This window comes from Lutaonella thermophila, assembly GCF_055387725.1.
Genome location: NZ_AP043783.1, coordinates 1465292 through 1486705, shown reverse-complemented (window position 1 = coordinate 1486705; position 21414 = coordinate 1465292). Strand labels below are relative to the sequence as shown.

Annotated in this window: 23 protein-coding genes; 13 read left to right on the top strand and 10 right to left on the bottom strand. The window is 33.8% G+C overall.

Going from position 1 to position 21414, the window contains the following annotated elements:
* Positions 1-8 precede the first annotated feature (8 nt).
* Both pyrR and rpsA read right to left on the bottom strand, forming a co-directional pair.
* Positions 9-548, bottom strand: coding sequence for a bifunctional pyr operon transcriptional regulator/uracil phosphoribosyltransferase PyrR (pyrR, locus tag ACZ5CF_RS07005; RefSeq protein ID WP_464578488.1), 540 nt, complete (start codon positions 546-548; stop codon positions 9-11).
* 149 nt (positions 549-697) lie between these two features.
* The gene (rpsA, locus tag ACZ5CF_RS07000; RefSeq protein WP_464580842.1) at positions 698-2524 is read right to left on the bottom strand and encodes a 30S ribosomal protein S1; all 1827 of its coding nucleotides are present in this window, start codon (positions 2522-2524) and stop codon (positions 698-700) included.
* A 368-nt stretch (positions 2525-2892) separates the two neighbouring features.
* Here rpsA and ACZ5CF_RS06995 point away from each other — a divergent pair, with 368 nt between their 5' ends.
* Complete coding sequence (locus tag ACZ5CF_RS06995) at positions 2893-3270, top strand: LysM peptidoglycan-binding domain-containing protein (protein ID WP_464578487.1); 378 nt, start codon at positions 2893-2895, stop codon at positions 3268-3270.
* 35 nt (positions 3271-3305) lie between these two features.
* Here ACZ5CF_RS06995 and cmk read toward each other — a convergent pair whose 3' ends face one another.
* On the bottom strand, positions 3306-4004 hold the full coding sequence (gene cmk / locus ACZ5CF_RS06990) for a (d)CMP kinase (RefSeq protein WP_464578485.1): 699 nt from the start codon (positions 4002-4004) through the stop codon (positions 3306-3308).
* A gap of 42 nt (positions 4005-4046) precedes the next feature.
* Positions 4047-6497, bottom strand: coding sequence for an endopeptidase La (gene lon / locus ACZ5CF_RS06985; RefSeq protein WP_464578484.1), 2451 nt, complete (start codon positions 6495-6497; stop codon positions 4047-4049).
* Positions 6498-6805: 308 nt separating this feature from the next.
* On the opposite strand from lon, the gene ACZ5CF_RS06980 reads away from it, so the two are divergent.
* From ACZ5CF_RS06980 to ACZ5CF_RS06965, 4 genes are read left to right on the top strand one after another with little or no spacing between them, the layout of a single operon-like run.
* Positions 6806-7294, top strand: a complete 489-nt coding sequence (locus ACZ5CF_RS06980) for an RNA polymerase sigma factor (protein WP_464578482.1) — start codon at positions 6806-6808, stop codon at positions 7292-7294.
* The gene (locus ACZ5CF_RS06975; RefSeq protein WP_464578480.1) at positions 7291-7842 is read left to right on the top strand and encodes a hypothetical protein; all 552 of its coding nucleotides are present in this window, start codon (positions 7291-7293) and stop codon (positions 7840-7842) included. The genes ACZ5CF_RS06980 and ACZ5CF_RS06975 overlap by 4 nt, the downstream gene beginning before the upstream one ends.
* A complete protein-coding gene (locus ACZ5CF_RS06970) occupies positions 7823-8893 on the top strand; it encodes a hypothetical protein (protein WP_464578479.1) in 1071 nt (356 codons plus the stop codon). The genes ACZ5CF_RS06975 and ACZ5CF_RS06970 overlap by 20 nt, the downstream gene beginning before the upstream one ends.
* Before the next feature lie 14 nt (positions 8894-8907).
* A complete protein-coding gene (locus ACZ5CF_RS06965; RefSeq protein WP_464578478.1) occupies positions 8908-9636 on the top strand; it encodes a head GIN domain-containing protein in 729 nt (242 codons plus the stop codon).
* 62 nt (positions 9637-9698) lie between these two features.
* On the opposite strand, the gene ACZ5CF_RS06960 is transcribed toward ACZ5CF_RS06965, so the two are convergent.
* The 3 genes from ACZ5CF_RS06960 to ACZ5CF_RS06950 form a co-directional block, all read right to left on the bottom strand.
* Complete coding sequence (locus ACZ5CF_RS06960; RefSeq protein ID WP_464578476.1) at positions 9699-10187, bottom strand: DUF6252 domain-containing protein; 489 nt, start codon at positions 10185-10187, stop codon at positions 9699-9701.
* Between the two features lie 96 nt (positions 10188-10283).
* The gene (locus tag ACZ5CF_RS06955) at positions 10284-11609 is read right to left on the bottom strand and encodes an MFS transporter (RefSeq protein ID WP_464578475.1); all 1326 of its coding nucleotides are present in this window, start codon (positions 11607-11609) and stop codon (positions 10284-10286) included.
* A 69-nt stretch (positions 11610-11678) separates the two neighbouring features.
* Positions 11679-12500, bottom strand: a complete 822-nt coding sequence (locus ACZ5CF_RS06950) for a M48 family metallopeptidase (protein WP_464578474.1) — start codon at positions 12498-12500, stop codon at positions 11679-11681.
* A 176-nt stretch (positions 12501-12676) separates the two neighbouring features.
* Between ACZ5CF_RS06950 and ACZ5CF_RS06945 the strand changes: the two genes are divergently transcribed.
* From ACZ5CF_RS06945 to lpdA, 5 genes are all read left to right on the top strand, one after another.
* Positions 12677-13549 (top strand): alpha/beta fold hydrolase, encoded by an 873-nt coding sequence (locus ACZ5CF_RS06945; protein ID WP_464578473.1) that lies wholly within the window; start codon positions 12677-12679, stop codon positions 13547-13549.
* A gap of 12 nt (positions 13550-13561) precedes the next feature.
* Positions 13562-14086, top strand: a complete 525-nt coding sequence (locus ACZ5CF_RS06940) for a collagen-like protein (RefSeq protein WP_464578471.1) — start codon at positions 13562-13564, stop codon at positions 14084-14086.
* 105 nt (positions 14087-14191) lie between these two features.
* Complete coding sequence (gene msrB / locus ACZ5CF_RS06935; protein WP_464578470.1) at positions 14192-14680, top strand: peptide-methionine (R)-S-oxide reductase MsrB; 489 nt, start codon at positions 14192-14194, stop codon at positions 14678-14680.
* The gene (locus ACZ5CF_RS06930; protein WP_464578469.1) at positions 14677-15198 is read left to right on the top strand and encodes a DUF1572 family protein; all 522 of its coding nucleotides are present in this window, start codon (positions 14677-14679) and stop codon (positions 15196-15198) included. The genes msrB and ACZ5CF_RS06930 overlap by 4 nt, the downstream gene beginning before the upstream one ends.
* Before the next feature lie 104 nt (positions 15199-15302).
* On the top strand, positions 15303-16694 hold the full coding sequence (lpdA, locus tag ACZ5CF_RS06925; RefSeq protein ID WP_464578467.1) for a dihydrolipoyl dehydrogenase: 1392 nt from the start codon (positions 15303-15305) through the stop codon (positions 16692-16694).
* Positions 16695-16744: 50 nt separating this feature from the next.
* Here the strand turns inward: lpdA and aroQ are convergent, their stop codons facing one another.
* Entirely contained in the window at positions 16745-17161 is a 417-nt protein-coding gene (gene aroQ / locus ACZ5CF_RS06920; RefSeq protein ID WP_464578466.1) for a type II 3-dehydroquinate dehydratase, read from the bottom strand.
* A 92-nt stretch (positions 17162-17253) separates the two neighbouring features.
* Positions 17254-17748: a hypothetical protein gene (locus ACZ5CF_RS06915; RefSeq protein WP_464578465.1), complete on the bottom strand. Its 495-nt coding sequence runs from the start codon at positions 17746-17748 to the stop codon at positions 17254-17256.
* 166 nt (positions 17749-17914) lie between these two features.
* Here ACZ5CF_RS06915 and xerD point away from each other — a divergent pair, with 166 nt between their 5' ends.
* Positions 17915-18829 carry a site-specific tyrosine recombinase XerD gene (gene xerD / locus ACZ5CF_RS06910; protein ID WP_464578463.1) on the top strand — a complete coding sequence of 305 codons (915 nt, stop codon included), beginning with the start codon at positions 17915-17917 and terminating at the stop codon, positions 18827-18829.
* A 12-nt stretch (positions 18830-18841) separates the two neighbouring features.
* Positions 18842-19513 (top strand): lysoplasmalogenase, encoded by a 672-nt coding sequence (locus ACZ5CF_RS06905; RefSeq protein WP_464578462.1) that lies wholly within the window; start codon positions 18842-18844, stop codon positions 19511-19513.
* Here ACZ5CF_RS06905 and ACZ5CF_RS06900 read toward each other — a convergent pair.
* Positions 19497-20792, bottom strand: coding sequence for an NAD(P)/FAD-dependent oxidoreductase (locus ACZ5CF_RS06900; protein WP_464578460.1), 1296 nt, complete (start codon positions 20790-20792; stop codon positions 19497-19499). The two genes, ACZ5CF_RS06905 and ACZ5CF_RS06900, sit on opposite strands and share 17 nt — an antisense overlap.
* Before the next feature lie 126 nt (positions 20793-20918).
* Here ACZ5CF_RS06900 and ACZ5CF_RS06895 point away from each other — a divergent pair, with 126 nt between their 5' ends.
* The gene (locus tag ACZ5CF_RS06895) at positions 20919-21413 is read left to right on the top strand and encodes an RNA polymerase sigma factor (protein ID WP_464578459.1); all 495 of its coding nucleotides are present in this window, start codon (positions 20919-20921) and stop codon (positions 21411-21413) included.
* Position 21414 lies beyond the last annotated feature (1 nt).

The window sequence follows — 21414 nt, the reverse complement described above, 5'->3', positions numbered from 1 at the left end:
TCACAACTTTACTTATTTACTAAATATACGGCATCTTCGCCATCGTGCTCTTTCCAACAAACTTTAACACGCTCTTTGTTTATAGCATCTACTTGCCTGCCCCTGTAATTTGGTTGAATGGGTAAATGCCTGCTAAACCTTCTGTCTATTAGTGTTAAAAGCTCAATTTCTTGCGGCCTTCCAAACGACTGGATTGCTGTTAGCGCTGCTCTAATACTTCTTCCTGTGTAGAGCACATCGTCTATAAATACAACTTTTTTATCTTCTACTATAAAATTAATATTGGTAGAGTTTGCTTGCAAGGGTTTATCACTTCTTCTAAAATCGTCTCTAAAAAAAGTAATATCTAAATGCCCTAATACTATATTGTTTACCGCGTAATCTTCTTTTAAAATTGTAGCTAGTCTTTCGGCTAAATGCACACCTCTGGGCTGTATTCCTACTAATACGGTATTACTAAAATCTAAATGGTTTTCAATGAGCTGGCAAGCCAAACGGTGAAGGATAATGTTAATTTCTTTTGCCGAAAGCAGCACTTTTTGACTCATACGCTACAAGAGAAAGGTAGTTATGCAAAGGTATATATTTCTGGTAAATAAATTTAGTTTAGTTACTTTTTGTTTTAGAATACTTTGTGCTAAAAAAAAAGCCCCCTCAAAAAATTGAGGAGGCTTTTGGTTATAAACGTATGGAAAAATTATTTTCCTTCCATCTTGTCTTTTAATTCTTGTAATGCATCTAAATCACCTAAAGTGGTTTTCTCTGCATTGTTGCTTGCTTTTTTAGCAGCAGCTTTTACGTTCTTTTGCTCTTCGTCTCTGAACACTGCTGTATGTGAAGCTACTACACGCTTAAATTCTTTATTAAATTCTATGATTTTAAACTCTGCAGTATCTCCTTTTTTAAGTTTCTTACCATCTTCTTTTTCTAAGTGACGGCTTGGCACAAAAGCAACAATGTCTTCGTTAAATGCAATTGTAGCACCTTTGTCTACCATTTCACTGATTTCTGCAGTATGAACAGTTCCTTCTGCAAATTCAGTTTCGTATTTATCCCAAGGGTTTTCTGTAGTTTGCTTGTGACCAAGGCTTAACTTTCTACCCTCTACGTCTAACTCAAGAACTTCTACCTCTAGCTCATCTCCTACAGAAACAAACTCAGATGGGTGCTTAATTTTCTTAGTCCAAGAAAGGTCTGAGATGTAAATTAAACCATCTATACCTTCTTCTAACTCTACGAATACACCAAAGTTGGTGAAGTTTCTAACAATACCTTTGTGGCGTGAGCCTACAGGATATTTTGCAGTAATATCTGTCCATGGGTCTGGGGTAAGCTGTTTAATACCAAGAGACATTTTACGCTCTTCTCTATCTAATGTTAAAATTACAGCTTCTACCTCATCACCTACCTGAACAAAATCTTGTGCAGAACGTAAGTGAGTAGACCAAGACATTTCTGATACGTGAATTAATCCTTCTACACCTTCTGCAACTTCAATAAACGCACCGTAATCTGCAATTACAACTACTTTACCTTTTACTCTATCTCCTACTTTTAAGTTAGGATCTAAAGCATCCCATGGGTGTGCTTGTAATTGTTTTAATCCTAATTGGATTCTAGACTTGTTATCATCAAAGTCTAAGATTACAACGTTTAATTTTTGGTCTAATTCTACTACCTCATTCGGATGATTAATTCTGCTCCAAGAAAGGTCTGTAATATGAATTAATCCGTCTACACCGCCTAAGTCTATAAATACTCCGTAAGAAGTAATGTTTTTAACAACACCTTCTAATACTTGACCTTTTTCTAATTGGCTGATAATTTCTTTCTTTTGCTCTTCTATATCGGCCTCAATTAATGCTTTGTGCGATACAACTACGTTCTTAAATTCATGGTTAATTTTAACCACTTTAAACTCCATAGTTTTACCAACGTAAGCATCGTAATCGCGAATTGGCTTAACATCTATTTGAGAACCTGGTAAGAATGCTTCAATACCAAATACATCTACAATCATACCTCCTTTGGTACGACACTTAACGTATCCGGTAACAATTTCTCCTTTATCGTGTGCAGCATTAACTCTATCCCAAGCTTTAATAGTACGAGCCTTACGGTGAGAAAGTACTAATTGTCCGGTTTTATCTTCACGAACATCAATTAATACCTCTACTTTATCTCCTACTTTTAAATCAGGGTTGTAACGAAATTCGTTTAAAGAAATAACCCCTTCAGACTTGGCATTAATATCTATAATAGCTTCACGGTCTGTAATGTGTACAACCGTTCCTTCTACTACTTCTTCGTTGTCTGTGTCTACAAAATTTTCTTCAACGAGTTTTTCGAACTCTTTTAATTTATCGTCTTCAACCTTCTCAATACCTTCTTCGTATTTTTCCCAGTCAAAGTTTTCTAAAAATGCTTCAGTATTTTGAGCATTTTCTACTTGTGTAGCTTCTTGTGCTACTTTTTCTTCTTTTTCTGCTTTAGCTGCAGTTTTTTTAGATTTAGTTTCAGCCATTGCTGATGTTAATTTGTATTCTGCACGTACACAAGAGTTTACAGCCATACACACAGAAGAGTTTAAACATTAAATTACACTCTTTTACCTTTTTTCTCTTGTTAGGCTAAAAAAGGTGTGCAAAAGTACAACTATAATGTATGATTAACAAGCATTTAGAAAAAAATTATACTAGCAGCTTTTAAAAAAGTAATTTATTTAGTTTGATTGCTATTGCAACACTTTAACAGAGCTGTTTTTATGCTGTTTGTCTTGTTTTAAAACTGTTAATCGGATTTTGTGGATTTCTTTTAACCTACATCGCTTTAAAAACCCCTTTTATTTACGTATATTTAAGAAATACATATTTATTAACTATTACTATTATTATGAGTGTAAAACAAAAGTACCAGCCCGTTTTAGATTTGGGTGAAGCATTAAAAATTAAAGACGGAAATGTGAACGTTGAGGATGGCGTTTTGAAAGTTAAAGGTGAAGCAGGAACACAGTACGAGAAAAACCTTTTGTGGGATAAAATTAAAGAGATTGGTGGAGAGCACCCTTCAGACATTAAAGCTAATATTACCGTTGCAGACACCTCTGTTTTTCATAGGCATTTAGTGGCAAAAGGAGATACTCTGGGTAAAATTGCTAAAAAGTATTATGGTAATGCATCTAAATACATGAAGATTTTTGATGCTAATACAGACCAGCTTAAAAACCCTAACTTAATTTACCCCGGACAAGTTTTGGCTATTCCTAATTAACCACCTCTTTTGCCCTAAAAAAATAAAGCTTCTGATTAATCAGAAGCTTTATTTTTTATAATTCTGTTTGCAAAACCGTAAATACGCTCAAACTGTTCTTGAAGTCCCATATCTGTATTATCAAATTCTATGGCATCAGGAGCCTTAACCAAAGGAGAATCTTCTCGGGTAGAGTCTATTAAATCTCTTTCTTGTACATTTTTTAATATTTGTTGATAGGTTACCTTATCTCCTCTGTCTAAAAGTTCTTTGTACCTACGTTTAGCTCTAATTTCTGGCGATGCTGTTAAAAACAATTTGAGCTCTGCATCCGGGAATACTACTGTACCAATGTCTCTGCCATCCATTACAACCCCTTTATTTTTCCCCATTTCTTGCTGCATCTCTACTAGCTTTCTTCTAACTTCTGAGATCGCAGCAATTTTGCTTACCTGTTTAGAAACCTCTAAAGTTCTTATTTCTCTCTCTACATTATTGCCATTTAAGTACATTTCGGCAAAGCCTAATTCTTCGTTAAATTTAAAGGCAATATCTATGTTTGGTAATGCTTTAATTAGTGCTTTAGGATTATTTAAAAGGTTATTTTGCATTGCATAAAGCGTTACCGCTCTGTACATAGCACCCGTATCTACATACACATACCCTAAAGCTTTTGCTAAACGTTTTGCAATAGTACTTTTACCGGTAGATGAGTAACCATCTATAGCTATAGTGATTTTGTTATTGCTGCTCATTTAAGATTTTAAATTAATAAGATTGCAAAGTACTAAATACCCTTATAATTTTTTGGCATTTTTTACCTTTTGTTTTGTAACAGCAATATCTATCACCTCGCTCATTTCGGTTACATAATGAAACTTGAGTCCTTTAATATATTCTGGTTTAATTTCTTCTATATCTCTTCTGTTTTCTTCACACAAAATAATTTCTTTTATTCTGGCTCTTTTAGCAGCTAAAATTTTCTCTTTAATACCACCAACCGGTAATACTTTACCACGTAAAGTAATCTCTCCGGTCATTGCTATACTCTTTTTAACCTTACGTTGAGTAAATAAAGAAACTAACGATGTTAGCATTGTAATTCCGGCACTCGGACCATCTTTTGGTGTAGCTCCTTCCGGCACATGTATATGTACATCATACTTGCTAAATACATCTGGGTTTATACCAAGTTTTTCTGCATTAGATTTTATGTATTTAAGGGCAATTGTAGCAGATTCTTTCATTACTTGGCCTAAGTTTCCGGTAATAGATAAATTACCTTTTCCCTTAGATAATATAGATTCTATAAATAATATATCGCCCCCAACACTTGTCCACGCCAACCCGGTAACTACACCGGCTACCTCGTTGTTCTCATATTTATCTCTTTCTAATTTTGGTGCACCTAAAACCTCTTTAATGTCTTGGTCTGTTACTGTAACATTATAGGTTTCTTCCATGGCAATTGATTTTGCTGCATGGCGCACCATTTTTGCCAGCTGCTTCTCTAGCCCTCTCACACCAGACTCACGGGTATACCCTTCTATTATTTTTTCTAATTGCGCTTTTCTGATTTTTAAATGTTCTTTTGTTAAGCCGTGTTCTTTAAGGAGCTTTGGTAGTAAGTGTCGCTTAGCAATCTCTACTTTTTCTTCTATGGTATAACCGGTAACATTTATAATTTCCATTCTGTCGCGCAATGCCGGCTGAATTGTAGAAAGGTTATTTGCCGTAGCAACAAAAAGCACTTTAGAGAGGTCATACCCCATCTCTAAGAAATTATCGTAAAATTCTGTGTTTTGCTCAGGGTCTAACACCTCTAGCATTGCAGACGATGGGTCTCCGCTATGGCTTACGCTTAATTTATCTATCTCATCTAAAACAAAAACAGGGTTGCTGGTGCCAGCCTTCTTCATGTTCTGAAGAATTCTTCCCGGCATTGCACCAATATATGTTTTTCTGTGTCCTCGTATTTCGGCTTCATCGCGCAAACCTCCTAAAGACATTCTAACGTATTCTCTACCTAAAGCTTCGGCAATAGATTTTCCTAAGGATGTTTTACCTACACCCGGAGGACCATAAAGGCACAGAATTGGCGAACGCATATCGCCTCTTAGTTTTAGCACAGCTAAATATTCTATAATTCTCTTTTTTACGTCTTCTAACCCGTAATGGTCTCTATCTAAAATTTTCTGAGCTCGCTTTAAATCAAAATTATCTTCAGAATATTCATTCCATGGTAAATCTAAAAACAACTCTAAATAATTACGCTGAATTGAATATTCTGCTACTTGCGGATTCATGCGCTGTAGCTTGGCTAGTTCTTTATCAAAATGCTCTGCTACTTTTTTATTCCATTTTTTAGTTTTAGCCTTTTCACGCATTTCTTCTACTTCTTGCTCATACGAGGTACCTCCTAATTCTTCCTGAATGGTTTTCATTTGTTGATACAAGAAGTATTCACGCTGTTGCTGATCTAAATCATGGCGAACTTTAGATTGAATATCGTTTTTTAAAGCCAGCTTTTGCAACTCTAAATTCATGTGCTTTAATGTTGCAAGAGCACGTTCTTCTAAATCGTTTATAGCTAAAAGCTCTTGTTTTTCTTGAACCGAAAGGTTCATGTTAGAACACACAAAATTGATTAAAAAAGAGTTGCTTTCTATATTTTTTATAGCAAATGCGGCTTCGCTCGGTATGTTAGGATTTTCTTTAATGATTTGAAGCGCCAAATCTTTTATAGATTCTATTATAGCATTAAACTCACGATCATCCTGAGCGGGTTTAGTTTCTTCTACCTCTCTTATGGTAGCATTCATATAAGGTTCTGTAGTAAGTACTTCGGCTATTTCAAATCGTTTTTTTCCTTGAATTATAATAGTAGTATTACCGTCGGGCATTTGCAACACTCTTAAAATACGTGCTACAGTACCTAAGGTATGAATATCTTCAACCGAAGGGTCTTCTACTCGTTCATCTTTTTGAGAAACAACACCAATTACCTTACTACCATTGTTAGCATCTTTTATTAATGCAATAGATTTATCTCTTCCGGCTGTAATTGGTATAACTACTCCCGGAAATAATACAGTGTTTCTTAACGGTAATATGGGTAATGTGTTTGGCAATTGTTCGTTGTTCATTTCTGCTTCATCTTCTGGCGTCATTAGTGGGATTAAGTCTGCTTCCTGATCGATTGATTGAAATGACAATGTGTCAATATTTAAAAACTTAGTTTTTTTCATAGGTTCTTTTTCAGTCATTCTGTCACTGTAAAATAAGCTATTACAAACAGGTAGCTTCTATTAAAAGCTCTGCTACATGCACTAACCAGCTATTTTACAGTTATTTCTTGTTTATAGTACTCTTTATTTTTGCAATAGTTATGCCAACTAAGCCTTTATACTCACTTAGATTTCTGTATTTTTTAAAGTAAAGTGTAACAAAGCAAAAAATTGGTCATCTTTATAACAAATTACACCTTTTGAGCCCAGATACTGAAAATACTAACCAGCTAATAGAGTTGTGTTTGCAAAACAATACTAGTGCACAAATGCAGCTATATAAAAGGTATTATAAAGCAATGTACAATACAGCTTTACGAATTGTAAAAGATGAATTAGAAGCCGAAGATGTAATGCAAGAATCTTTTTTAAGCGCCTTTAATAAGTTGCACTCTTTTAGTAGAGAAGTTTCTTTTGGAGCTTGGCTAAAACGAATTGTTATTAATAACAGTATACAGCAGTATCGTAAAAAAAGTAAATACAATGTAGTGCCACTAGAGCACATAATGTACAAGGTTGAAGAAAACGAAGCTGTTAACTTGAGTGATGAATCTGCAGACGTTCAGGCTCGAAAGGTTTTACAGATTATGAATACACTTAAAGATAACTACCGAGTTTCTTTGACCTTGCATTTAATTGAAGGATATGATTATGAAGAAATTGCACAAATAATGGGGATTAGTTACGCCAACTGCAGAACAACAATTTCTCGGGCTAAAGAACATTTACGAAAAAAATTACAAGTATTAACATCATGAATAACGACAATTTACATAACCTGTTTAACGAGCTGAATGAGCATTTTGATTTTGCCGAGCCCCAAAAGGGACACGAAGAACGGTTTTTGCAAAAGCTCAACACCAATAAAAGTTACGGAACTAACAGGGTAAAGAGAACTTGGGTAACCTATTTAGCAATAGCAGCATCTGTTGCTTTATTAATAACTGCCGGCTTAAGTACATTTATAAACAATGATAATACTTTAGACACAACTGCTCCGTCAGAAGTTGTTCAGGCAGAGTATTACTTTACAGCTCAAATAGAACAACAGTTAGAGCAAATTAAAGCAGAAGCCACACCAGAAACTCAAGTTTTAGTTGCAGATGCTATAAAATCTTTACAAAAACTACAAACAGATTACAAAAAATTAGAACAAGATTTAGCTAATGGCGGTAATCCACAATTATTACTGAATGCTATGATTACCAACTTTCAAACTAGAATAAATTTATTGCAAGATGTTTTAGAAAACATTAAACAAGTTAAACAATTAAAAAGCGAAACAGATGAAAACAATACTATCTAACATACTTTTTATTGCGTGTTTTATTCCTTCTTTAGCTATTGCCAACAATGGATTTAAAGGAAAATACACTAAAGAGAAAAAAATTAAAAAAGAGTATAACGTAAATGCCGATGCCCTTTTAAAAATTAATAACAGCTACGGAAATTTACATGTAACCTCATGGACAGAAAATAAAGTGGTTATAGAAGTTCATATTCAAACTAATGGTAACAACGAAGAGAAAGTCAAGAAAAAATTAGATGAAATTGACATAGTTTTTGATGCTTCTAAAAGTATGGTTAGCGCTAAAACCGTTTTCGAAAAAAAGAATTGGGGATGGAGTAAAAATAATAATGTAAGCATGAAAATTAACTATACTGTTAAAGTTCCGGTAACTAATAGTGTTGATTTAGATAATAATTATGGTGCAATTCATTTAAACAAATTACAAGGCAAAGCAAACATTAATTGTGATTACGGTAAATTAGACATAGGATCGTTAATGGCAGACAACAACACATTATCTTTTGATTATACCTCTAACAGTATAATTGAATATGTGAAAAGCGCTATCATTAATGCAGACTATTCCGGATTTACCATAGAAAAAGCCGAAAACATTAAACTTAATGCAGACTATACAGGCTCTAAAATTAACAGCGTAAAAAACCTAGAGTATAACTGTGATTACGGTAGCTTGAAAGTAGATGCGCTTAATAACATTAAAGGACAAGGAGATTACCTAACCACTCGATTAGGAACTGTTTCTGGTAATGTATCTATAAACGCAGATTATGGTTCTTTAAAAATACAACAGCTTACAGCAGCTGCCGGTAATGTAACTATTCAATCAGAATATACCGGTATTAAAATTGGCTTTAGCCCTGATTATAGCTTTTCGTTTAACATACAATTAAGTTATGGTGGTTTTAATGGTGAAAATGATTTTGAGTACATAAACCGTTACGAAAAATATAACAACAAAAAATACGAAGGTTATTACAAGAGTAAAAACAATAATACAGTAACTATTAAAAGCTCTTATGGCGGTGTAACACTATATAAAAACTAAATAACTATATAAAAATGAAAAAAATATCAATTTTAATAATCGCTCTCTTTATAGCAAACATAAGCAGTGCACAATTTTGGGGAGGAAAGAAAGTAAAAGGCAACGGCAAAGTAATTACAGAAAACAGAAATACACCTGATTATGACGGTGTTGCTGTGGCAGGTTTTTTTGATGTACTTTTAGTAAGTGGTGATGAGGGCACAATAACCGTTAAAGGAGAAGAAAATTTATTAGAACATTTAATTACCGAAGTAGAAAATAACGTTCTAAAAATTAAAGTAGAAAAAGGTTATAATTTACGTCCAAGTTGGAATAAAACAATAACAGTAACTGTACCTTTTACAAGCTTAAGCAGCGTATCTTTAGCAGGATCAGGAGATGTTATTGGCAAAGCTCCTATTAAAGCTTCAAATTTTAAAACAAGTTTGGCTGGGTCTGGAGATATTGAGTTAGCTATAGATGCAGAAAATGTAAAGGTAGGTGTAGCCGGTTCAGGGGATATTAAACTTAACGGAAACACCAATACTCTTAACGCCAAAATTTCTGGGTCTGGAGATATTTATGCACTCGATCTAAAAGCCGAAAATGTAGAAGCTGCCGTTGCGGGTTCGGGAGATATTAGTGTAAATGTATCTAATGAGTTAGTTGCTCGCGTTTCGGGTTCGGGAGATATAACTTACAAGGGAAACCCAAAACGCAAAGATGCCAAAGTTTCAGGCTCTGGAGACGTTTCAGAATATTAAAAACTAAGAAACCGCTTCTAAATTAGAAGCGGTTTCTTTCACTTTGAAGGATTATAGTGCTATTAATCTTTCTTAAACTTACCTTCTGTAACAGTAATGTACTGATTGTTTACATTGCTGGCAGCAAAGAAAAATGTTCCCTCAAATAATTGCTCTTTACTATTGTTTACCAAAAAGTTAACTTCTCCTGTTGTAGCATTAACATTACTGGTTACAAACCCTTCAGAATCTACTAAAAAGCCTGCAACATTATTGTTTGGGTTCTCATCAGAATCTCCTAATTTAAGATGGTTTCCTTCTGTTGTTGCTACTGTTAAAAATATTGTTTGATTATTTTCTATTCTTTTGGCAACAATATGTATAATATTATTATCTATTGTTACTGTTACCTCGTCTGCTTTAAAGGGTATTCCGTTTAGTTTAGCTTCAAAAGAAATGCTTTTTTTTAAGGTTTGATTGGTTAGTTCTTCGTCTACAGAATCAGACGAGCATGAAGTAATTGTTAAGCCAATTACAATAATTAAGCTTAACCAATAGGTTTTGGTGGTCATTTCATATAGTTTTCTCGACCATAAACTTACCCATTTTTTTACTAACTATGTTAAAATTAATCGTTTAACTTCATAAAAAAGCGAGTAACTTAATTTTTAAGCTGCTTTTTCGGTCTTTTTTACTCTAAAAAGCAATACTACGCCAAGCATAAAAAATATTCCTAAAAACAGCACAGAGTTTCTCATGCTTCCGGTAAGTTGCGCTACTAAACCATATAAAAAAGTACCTATAATTATTCCTATTTTTTCTGATACTTCGAAAAAGCTAAAAAATGATGTAGTGTCTTTAGTTTCGGGTAAAAATTTAGAATAGGTAGATCTGGACAATGCCTGTATAGCCCCCATTACCATACCCACACATCCTGCAGCTATATAAAATTGTGTTGGAGTTTTAACAAAGTAGGCATAAATACATATACTAATCCATACTAAATTAATTGCTATAAGTGTTATGATATTACCAAATTTTTCTGATGCTCTCGCGGTAATAGTTGCTCCGCCTATAGCTACTAACTGAATTACTAAAATACTAATAATAAGACCCATTGTGCGTTCTGAATCAGAGCCCCAAGCAATTTCTTCTTCTCCAAAATAGGTAGCAACCAACATTACAGTTTGTACCGCCATACTGTAAACAAAAAAGGCTGCTAAATAACGTTTAAGTTTGGTTTGTTTTTTTAATTGTTGCCAAACCGATTTTAATTCTCTAAAACCATTTAGCAAAACTTTTGTAGTAGGATTGCCTTGTTTATTGCCTTTGGGTAAATAGTAAAATGTGTATTGACTAAATAGCATCCACCAGACTCCAACAGAAATAAAAGAGTACTTCATAGCTTTAATTTCTGCAGGCTCACCTATATCTGTAATTCCATAAAAATCAGGCTTTAAAACCATCGATAAATTAACCAGCAATAAAATAACGCTCCCAATATACCCAAGAGAAAATCCTTTAGCACTAATTCTGTCTTGTTGCTCCGGGTAAGCAATATCCGGAAGGTACGAGTTGCTAAATGCATAACTTACCCAAAAACCTATAAGGGCCAAGAAATAAAATAAAAGACCAACGTAAATACTTTCTAACGTAAACCAATACAACCCTATACAAGATAGTGCTCCCAGATAACAAAACAGCTTTAAAAAAAAGCGTTTATTACCTAAATAATCTGCAATTCCGGAAAGCAACGGGGTTATAAATGCTATTACAACAAAAGCAGCAGAAGTAACATAACTTATTAAAGGTGCTCTTGCAATGGTACCACCAAATATTTCTATTTTTTCTACATCGGCCATTCTAAATAATGCTCCGTAATAAATTGGGAATATTGCAGATGCTATTACCAAACTATACACAGAATTGGCCCAATCATAAAATGCCCAAGCATTTAGTAATTTTTTACTTCCTTTGGCTAATGCTTCTCTCATAAACTATTACAATTAAAAAAGCTGCTTGTTAAAAACAGCAGCTTCTAAAGTAACAATAAATTTTTTAAGCTATTCTCTAAAAGATGTTATCCCGAATTTCTTAGCTTCGGCTTTAGCCTTTGGTGCCAATTCTTTTAAGTTTTGTATTCTAGAATCTGTTGATGGGTGCGTGCTTAAAAACTCTGGTGGAGCTTGACCACCGGAAGCAGCTTTCATTCGTTCCCATAATTTATATGCTTCGTCTGGGTTGTATCCGGCAATGGCCATTAAGTACAGTCCAATTTTATCAGCTTCGGTTTCATGACTTCTACTAAACGGTAAGATACCCCCTACTGTAGTACCTATACCGTAAGCTTGATTAAATGCATTTCTAGATTTTTCGTCCTTAATTGCTAAATTCCCGGCTACAGCTCCTATTTGTTGTAATAGTCCGGCACTCATACGTTGCTGACCGTGGTTTGCAAGTGCATGTGCTACTTCGTGCCCCATTACTACGGCCACCCCTGTTTCGTTTTTGGTAATAGGTAAAATACCAGTATAAAAAACTATTTTTCCTCCCGGCATACACCATGCATTTACAGCTTTATCTTCTACCAAATTAAATTCCCATCTGTAATCTTTTAAATACCCTTGATAACCATTAGCATTTAGCCATCTCTCTGCTGCAGTAGCTATACGCTTTCCAACACGCTTAATCATTTCGGCTTCTGCAGTACCATTAACAACCTTGTTTTCATTTAAAAATTGGTTGTATTGCTCAAAAGCAGTTGGTAATAATTGAGAGTTTGGTACTAATGCCATTGTTTTTTTACCTGTAAACGGATTGGTAGCGCAACTCTCTATTAAAAAAACAGTTAATAAAACAGTTACTACTAAATATATTCTTCTCATTTTCAATGTTTTTTAGCTTTACTTTAAAAATACAAACTTTTAATGCGTTTTTAATTTCTTTATCATATTTACGTACAAACTTAGATAACCGGTTTAACAATCCGGTTAATCAGACAATATTTTTATGTTTGCATACCGTAATAGAAATTTAAGCTTTTAATAATAGTATATAAAAAATGCCCAAAAAATCAAGTAAAGAACCGTACATTCAAGAACTTAAAATCCCAAAAACCATATTGTATACCGGTAAAGTTTTACAAGCCCTATCATTAAATTGGGCTACAAAATTTGCTGCAAGAATATTTGCTACTCCCATAAAATATCCTATGCCACAAAGAGAATGGCACATGAACGAGCAAAGTGTACAAAAAAGGTTTATTATACCTAGTATAAACAAAGAAATTGTGGCTTACGAATACGGTAAGCCAAGTACTAAAAAAATATTACTTGTACATGGTTGGAGCGGACGCGGAACTCAACTTGTAAAAATTGCTGATGCCCTTGTAGCGCTTGGTTATCAAACTATAAGTTTTGATGCTCCGGCGCATGGTAAGGCACGGGGTAAAATAACCCATATGGGAGAATTTATAGAGAGTATTCTTTTTCTGGAAAAACATTATGGCCCTTTTACAGCTGCCATTGGGCACTCGTTAGGAGGAATGTCTTTATTAAACGCCATAAAGCGCGGTTTATCATTACAGAAGTTAGTAATTATTGGAAGTGGTGATATTGTTAGCGATATAGTTAGTGATTTTGTTAACACCATTCAGTTAAAACCAATTATTGCAAAAAAAATTCAGGAATATTATCAAAAAAAAATAGGCGAAGAAATGAATGCTTTTTCTGCTTCTGAAGCTGCTAAAAGTGTTACTATTCCTGTTTTAGTTGTGCATGATGAAGACGATAAAGATGTTCCGGTATCATCGGCTGTAAACATTCACAAACATTTAAAAAATGGGGAGCTATACATCACAAAGGGACTTGGACATAAAAAGATTTTGGGGAATGGAACGGTTATTGATACCATTTGTAAATATATAAAACCATAAACCCTTTTTGATATGAAAAAAATTTGTACCCTTTTGCTTGTTGCTACGGTTTTTTTAACAGCATGCGAAGGCCCGCAAGGCCCTCCCGGACCTCCAGGTGTTGACGGATTGGATGGTGTAAATATTCTAGGATCTGTTTTTGAGTTTACCGGAACTTTTAATGCCAATAATGATTATTTATTGTCTTTTCAGTTTCCTAATTCTGTTGAAGTTTTTGATACCGATTTGGTAATGGTTTATACGCTGGTAGGGGTAGATAACGGAACAGATATTTGGGAACCGTTGCCACAAACACTCTTTTTAGGTGATGATATTTTGCTTTACACTTTTGATCATACATACTTTGATGTTAACGTATTTTTAGACGGCACTGTAGATTTTAATTCGCTCCCTGAAGATTTTACAGATAACAAAACATTTAGAGTAGCAATTATCCCGGCAGATGCAGCATCAGGCATAGATATTAATAATATGAATCAAGTTTTAGGAGCACTAAATATAAGCGCCCAAAACATACAATCTATTTCTTTAAATTAAACGCACTACATATTTCATTAAGCTAAAATGCCTGCAATTGCAGGCATTTTTTGTAAGGATTTAGTAGCTTTAAGACAAAATAGGTGCTTAATAAAAACTGTACCAATGAAAAAGATTCTCTTTATTATATCTGTACTATTCTTGATAAATTGTCAAGGAAACGCTCAAGAAAAACAAACTAAAAAGAAAGCATTTAAAGTAACTAAAACCGATAAAGAGTGGCGTGAGCAATTATCAGACATGTCTTATTATGTGTTAAGACGCGCCGGAACAGAGCCGCCATTTGCTAACAAATATCACAATTTTAAAGGTCAGGGTACCTACCTATGCGCTGGCTGTAAAACACCACTATATAAATCTGAACACAAATATGATAGCGGTACCGGTTGGCCTTCTTTTGATAGGGCCATAAAAGGTAATGTTGCTTATGATGTAGATTATAAAATTGGTTACGCCAGAACCGAAGTGCATTGTGCAACATGTGGAGGGCATTTAGGACATGTTTTTGATGATGGTCCAAAAAATACAACCGGCAAAAGGCACTGTATAAATTCTGCAGCTTTAGTATTTAAACCTAAAACAATTAAAAATTGATAGCAAAAATTTATTTAGCAAGTCTTACTCAACAGTTAAAACGTTACAAACATATTGGAGATATTACTCTTAACAGGTTATCTATAAGTGAGTTATTTTGGTTTACAGAACATAATAACAGTATTGCAATTATTGCTAAGCACATGGCTGGCAATATGCTTTCTCGGTGGACAAATTTTAAAACTGAAGATGGAGAGAAACCATGGCGAAACAGAGATCAAGAATTTATAAATAAGTTTAACACTAAAGAAGAAGTTATTGCTTATTGGGAAGAAGGATGGCAATGTTTGTTTAATGCATTAAAAAATACTACTGAAGAAGAGTTATTAGAAACCATTTACATTAGAAAAGAACCCCACACCTTAATTGAAGCCTTTAACAGACAATTAGCACACTACTCCTACCATGTGGGGCAAATGGTATACATTGCTAAATTAATTAAGGCAGAACAATGGCAATCACTTTCAATTCCAAAAGGAGAATCAGACAATTACTTAACATCACCTCCAAAACATTAACAAAATAATGGTAACTACTTAAATTTCATTAAAAATTTACGCTTTAAAAACTTATTGCGTAACTTCGTGCCTCTAAAAAAATACACCAAAAATCAGAATATAATATGAGTGCATACGACGTAATAGTTTTGGGAAGCGGGCCTGGTGGTTATGTAACAGCTATTAGAGCTTCTCAACTTGGTTTTAAAACAGCAGTGGTAGAAAAAGAAAGCTTAGGAGGCGTTTGTTTAAACTGGGGGTGTATTCCCACTAAAGCCTTACTAAAATCAGCTCAAGTATTCGAATATTTAAAACATGCCGAAGACTACGGTTTACAAGTTAAAGAAGCCGACAAAGATTTTGGTGCAGTAATAAAAAGAAGTCGTGGGGTTGCAGAAAGTATGAGTAAAGGCGTTCAATTTTTAATGAAAAAAAATAAAATTGACGTTATTGAAGGTTTTGGTAAACTAAAACCCGGCAAAAAAGTTGCTGTAACCGATGCAAACGGAAATACTACAGAATACAGTGCAAACCATATAATTATTGCTACCGGAGCAAGAAGCAGAGAGCTTCCAAGCTTACCTCAAGATGGTAAAAAAGTAATTGGCTACCGTGAAGCAATGACCCTGCCGGAGCAACCTAAAAAAATGATTGTTGTTGGTAGTGGTGCTATTGGTGTTGAGTTTGCCTATTTTTACAACTCTATGGGGACAGAAGTTACCATTGTAGAGTTTATGCCAAATATTGTACCGGTAGAAGACGAAGAAGTTTCTAAACAGTTAGAAAGAAGCTTTAAAAAGAGCGGTATAAAAATTATGACCTCTGCAGAAGTAACTAAAGTAGACACTTCTGGAGATGGTGTTAAAGCTACTGTAAAAACCAAAAAAGGAGAAGAAGTTTTAGAAGCAGACATTGTACTATCTGCAGTCGGTATTAAAACCAATATAGAAAACATCGGATTAGAAGATGTTGGTATAGCTACCGATAAAGACAAAATTCTCGTTAACGATTATTACCAAACTAATATTCCCGGATATTATGCCATAGGAGACGTTACTCCTGGTCCTGCCCTAGCACACGTGGCTTCTGCAGAAGGTATTTTATGTGTAGAAAAAATTGCCGGTATGCATGTAGAGCCATTAGATTATGGTAACATACCGGGTTGTACTTATTGTTCTCCAGAAGTTGCTTCGGTAGGTTTAACCGAAAAACAAGCCAAAGAGCAAGGATACGATATTAAAGTTGGTAAGTTTCCATTTTCTGCGAGTGGTAAAGCAAAAGCTGGAGGCACTCCAGATGGATTTGTGAAAGTGATTTTTGATGCTAAATATGGAGAATGGTTAGGTTGCCATATGATTGGTGCCGGCGTAACCGATATGATTGCTGAAGCTGTAGTTGCAAGAAAATTAGAAACTACCGGACACGAAATTTTAAAAGCAGTACACCCGCATCCTACAATGAGTGAAGCTGTTATGGAAGCTGTTGCAGATGCATACGATGAGGTTATACACTTATAAAATAATACACACAATAGTAAAAACGCCTAAGAAAATTCTTAGGCGTTTTTTTATGCTTTAAAACTTTGTATAGCAAGCTCATAGCTTTGTAAACCAAAGCCAATAATAACTCCTTTGGCATGTGGCGCAATATAAGAGTTATGCCTAAAAGGTTCTCTTGCATAGGTGTTTGATATATGAACCTCTACAACGGGTGCACTAATAGCTTTTACCGCATCACCAATTCCTACAGAAGTGTGTGTGTAAGCTGCAGCATTTAAAATAATCCCATCATAATTAAATCCTACCTCGTGAAGTTTATTAATTAACTCTCCTTCTACATTGCTTTGGTAATAAGCAAGCTCAATATCTTTAAACTTAAATTGTAGTTCAGAAAAAAAAGAGTCAAAAGAATTGTTACCATAAATTTCCGGCTCTCTTTTACCCAACAAGTTTAAATTTGGACCGTTTATTATTATGAGTTTCATGCAGAATGTTTTGGTAAATATAACAAACTATATAACCAAAAATAAAAAAGCCGGCAATAGTACCGGCTTATATATAGTAAAAAAGAACACTATTATAAATGGATAACAAACCCTACTAATGCCTGAAAAGCACTTTCGGCATCTTCTTCATCTAACGTTAAGTTATATCTAATTGCAGGTTCTAAGCTTACATTATCGCTTAAAAATATAGCGTAACCTCCTTGTAATCCTAACCAATTTGCTCCGTTACCATCATTAGAAGCTCCTGTAAAATCAACTCCTACCGGAAACTGACTGTCAATGTAGTACTTGGCTCCCACTTTATAAACAAAGCTACCATCAAAAAAATCACCTAAATCAGAATATCCCAATCCTAATTTAATAGCTAAATTATCCTCAACAAAATATCCTGCTTCTGCACCTATAGACCATGCTGTATTACCATCTATAGAAGTTAAAGAGAAAGACGTGTTACCGGTAGCCCATGTTCCTGTGTTAGCTTCTAAAAGCCAATTTCCTTTGCTGGTTTGACCATTATTGGCATTTTGTGCTGTGGTTGTAATGCAAAAACCAATAGTTAATAACAAAGCAATAAATAATTTTCTAATAACGTAATGTTTTGATTTTTAATTAATTACAATACTAATCTTATAAATATTGAAAGATTTTTTTCAAACTTTCATAATTATATACGGTTAAAAGTACATTTTGGTTTATATAACAATATGTTAGCTTAAAATGTATATTTACATTATGAAGTGGATTGACACACTTAAAGATTACCAGCATTTTTTAAAAATAGAACGTGGTTTAAGTACCAACTCTATAAATAGTTACACCAGAGATATTAAAAAATTAATAGCTTATTTATCTGAGCATGATATCACCCAAAATCCAATTACAATTACTACTACCACCCTACAACAATTTATTTACGAGCAAGCCAAAACACTAAAAGCCAGATCGCAAGCCAGATTGCTCTCTGCATTAAAAAGTTTTTTTAACTATTTACTTTTTGAAGATTACAGGCAAGATGATCCTACAGAATTAATTGAAGCTCCAAAAATTGGTAAAAAACTCCCCGATACATTATCTAAGCCTGAAGTTGATGCCCTTATTGCTGCAGTAGATTTAAGTAAACCGGAAGGAGAGCGTAACAGAGCTATTTTAGAAACTTTATACGGATGTGGCTTACGAGTGTCTGAATTACTTAATTTAAAGTTATCTGATTTATTTTTTGAAGAAGGTTTTATAAAGGTTGTTGGTAAAGGCAATAAACAACGTTTTGTACCAATAGCTAGTATTACCCAAAAATATATTGGGATTTATATTAACGAAATCAGAAATCATATTGCTATACAAAAAGGACATGAAGATTTTATTTTTTTAAACAGAAGGGGCAAAAAACTCACGCGAGCTATGATTTTTGAAATTGTTAAAAGAGCTACCGAAAACGCCGGAATAAAAAAAAGTGTAAGCCCGCATACATTACGACATTCTTTTGCAACACATTTACTTGAAAACGGAGCAGATTTGAGAGCCATACAACAAATGCTTGGCCACGAGAGTATAACAACTACAGAAGTTTATTTACATGTAAATAGAAAGCATTTAGCAGATGTTTTAATTAAATTTCATCCAAGAAAAAATTATAATATTAACGAATAAAAACATACTCTTTTGAAAAACAATTGGTTTACAATTACTTATACACTTATTGCTTGTTTAGTAATCACATCAAGTTTATTTACATCATTGCATTATGCACATTACTTTTTTAAACCACTTTTAGTAAGCTCTTTACTGGTGTATTACCTGTTTAAAACCAATTTTAAACCCAACTATATTACACTTTGTTTAGCACTACTATTTTCTGTTTTGGGTGATACTTTTTTAATGTTCGATGCTATTTCTGAAACCTATTTTATATTGGGTCTGGTTGCATTTTTAATTGCTCATATTATGTACTGCTTCTTGTTTTTAAAAAATCGTAATAAAAAGCTAAACATTCTTAAACCTCTGATATTATTTAGTGTTTATGGTTCTTTAATATTTTTAGTTTTAAAAGATTATTTATCCAATATGCTAGTACCGGTAGTTATATACATGCTTGTAATTTTAACCATGGGATTGTTAGCTTACCTAAGAAAAGGAAGTGTAAATAAAATAAGCTTTACGCTTGTGTTTTACGGGGCCCTATTTTTTATGCTTTCTGATACTATTTTAGCAATAAACAAATTTTATTACAACATACCTCTATCAAGCATTTTTATATTAAGTACTTATGCTATAGCACAATACTTAATAACTTTTGGAATTATTAAAGAGAAGAAAATTATTCCGGTTGAATAATGCTTTTATTACGTTTAAACGGTCTGATTATTAAACGGGCTTCACGATCAAACCTAACATAATTATAAACCCAATTAACAAAAACTACCATTCTGTTTCTGAAACCTATTAAAAAAAACAGGTGAACAAACATCCAAACAAACCAAGCAAAAACACCTTGAAATTTAATCGTTGGTAAATCTACAACAGCTTTGTTTCTGCCAACAGTAGCCATAGAACCTTTGTCTTTATACACAAATGGCTTTAGCGGCTTGTTCTCTATGAGTCTGAGTAAATTTTTACCCAATTGTTTTCCTTGCTGTATAGCAGGCTGAGCCATCATTGGATGGCCATTTTCAAACGCTTCGGTTTGCATACAAGCAACATCACCAACAGCAAAGATGTTATTAAAACCTATAACTCTATTGTATTGGTCTACCTTTATTCTGTTGCCTTTAACCAATAAATCTTTTGCGTCAATTCCTTTAATTGTAGCTCCTTTCACGCCGGCTGCCCAAATAAGGGTGGCTGTTTCAAAAACAAGATCGGTGTTAGTAGTGGCTATTTTACCATCGTAGTTTAATACTCTAACATTTTTCCAGACATTTACCCCTAATTTTTCTAAAAACATTTCGGCTTTTTCTGAAGCCTTTTCACTCATGGCATTTAAAATTCTATCGCCGCTTTGCACTAAATTAATTTGTGCTCTTCTGGTATCTAAATCCGGGTAATCTTTCGGTAAAATACCTTTTTTAATTTCGGCTAATGCTCCGGCTAGTTCTACTCCCGTAGGCCCTCCTCCAACTATCACAAAATTCATTAAGGCATCGCGCTCTTTTAAATCGCTTGTTAGCAATGCATCTTCAAAATTTTCAAGAATTAAACTCCTTAAATTAAGTGATTGTGGTATAGTTTTCATAGCCATACTGTTTTTGGCTATGGAATCATTTCCGTAAAAATTTGTTTTAGAGCCGGTTGCAATCACCAAATAATCAAACTTAAGTGCTCCAATATCTGTAACTACTTTATTTTTTTGAGTATCTATTTCTGTAACATTTGCCAGCCTAAAAAAGAAGTTAGGATAATCTTTTAAAATTTTTCTGATTGGATAAGCAATAGAGTCCGGCTCTAATCCTCCGGTAGAAACTTGGTATAATAAAGGCTGAAAATTGTGATAATTATTTTTATCGAGTAGTACAACTTGTACATCTTGTTTTCCTAATTGCTTGGCTAAAGAAATTCCAGCAAAACCACCTCCAATAATAACAATTCTGGGAAAACTTGTTCTGGGGATGTTCATATAAAACTATTTGTAATAACAAAAATAAAAGTAATAACAGGGTAAAAAAAATCTTAGGATAATAATTTTAAAAACTGTAACAATATTGTAATATTTGATACTTACTACTAAAGCAAGCTAACTGTTTTGAATAAAGAACTAGAACATAGTTTTGTAAGCCAACTAGAAAAACATCAAAATATAGTGCATAAAGTGTGTAGTATTTACACCAATAATAAAGATGCGCATAATGATTTGTTTCAGGAAATAACTATTCAGCTTTGGAAAGCCTACCCTAAGTTTAGAGGCGAAGCTAAGTTTAGTACCTGGATGTATAGAGTGGCTTTAAATACGGCTATTACACTCTACAGAAAATCTAAAAGAGGTATAAAAACTCAAGATTTTGAATCGGTTAATTTTAAAATATCTTCAGAGCCTTATGATGATGAGCAAGACCAACAATTAAAGCTCTTGTACGCAGCAATTAAGCAATTAAGCGATATAGAAAAGGCATTAGTTTTTTTGTATTTAGAAGATAAAGATTACCGAGAAATTTCAGAAACATTAGGTATTACAGAAGTTAACGCCAGAGTTAAAATGAACAGAATTAAAACGAAATTAAAAACTATTTTGAATCCCTAAA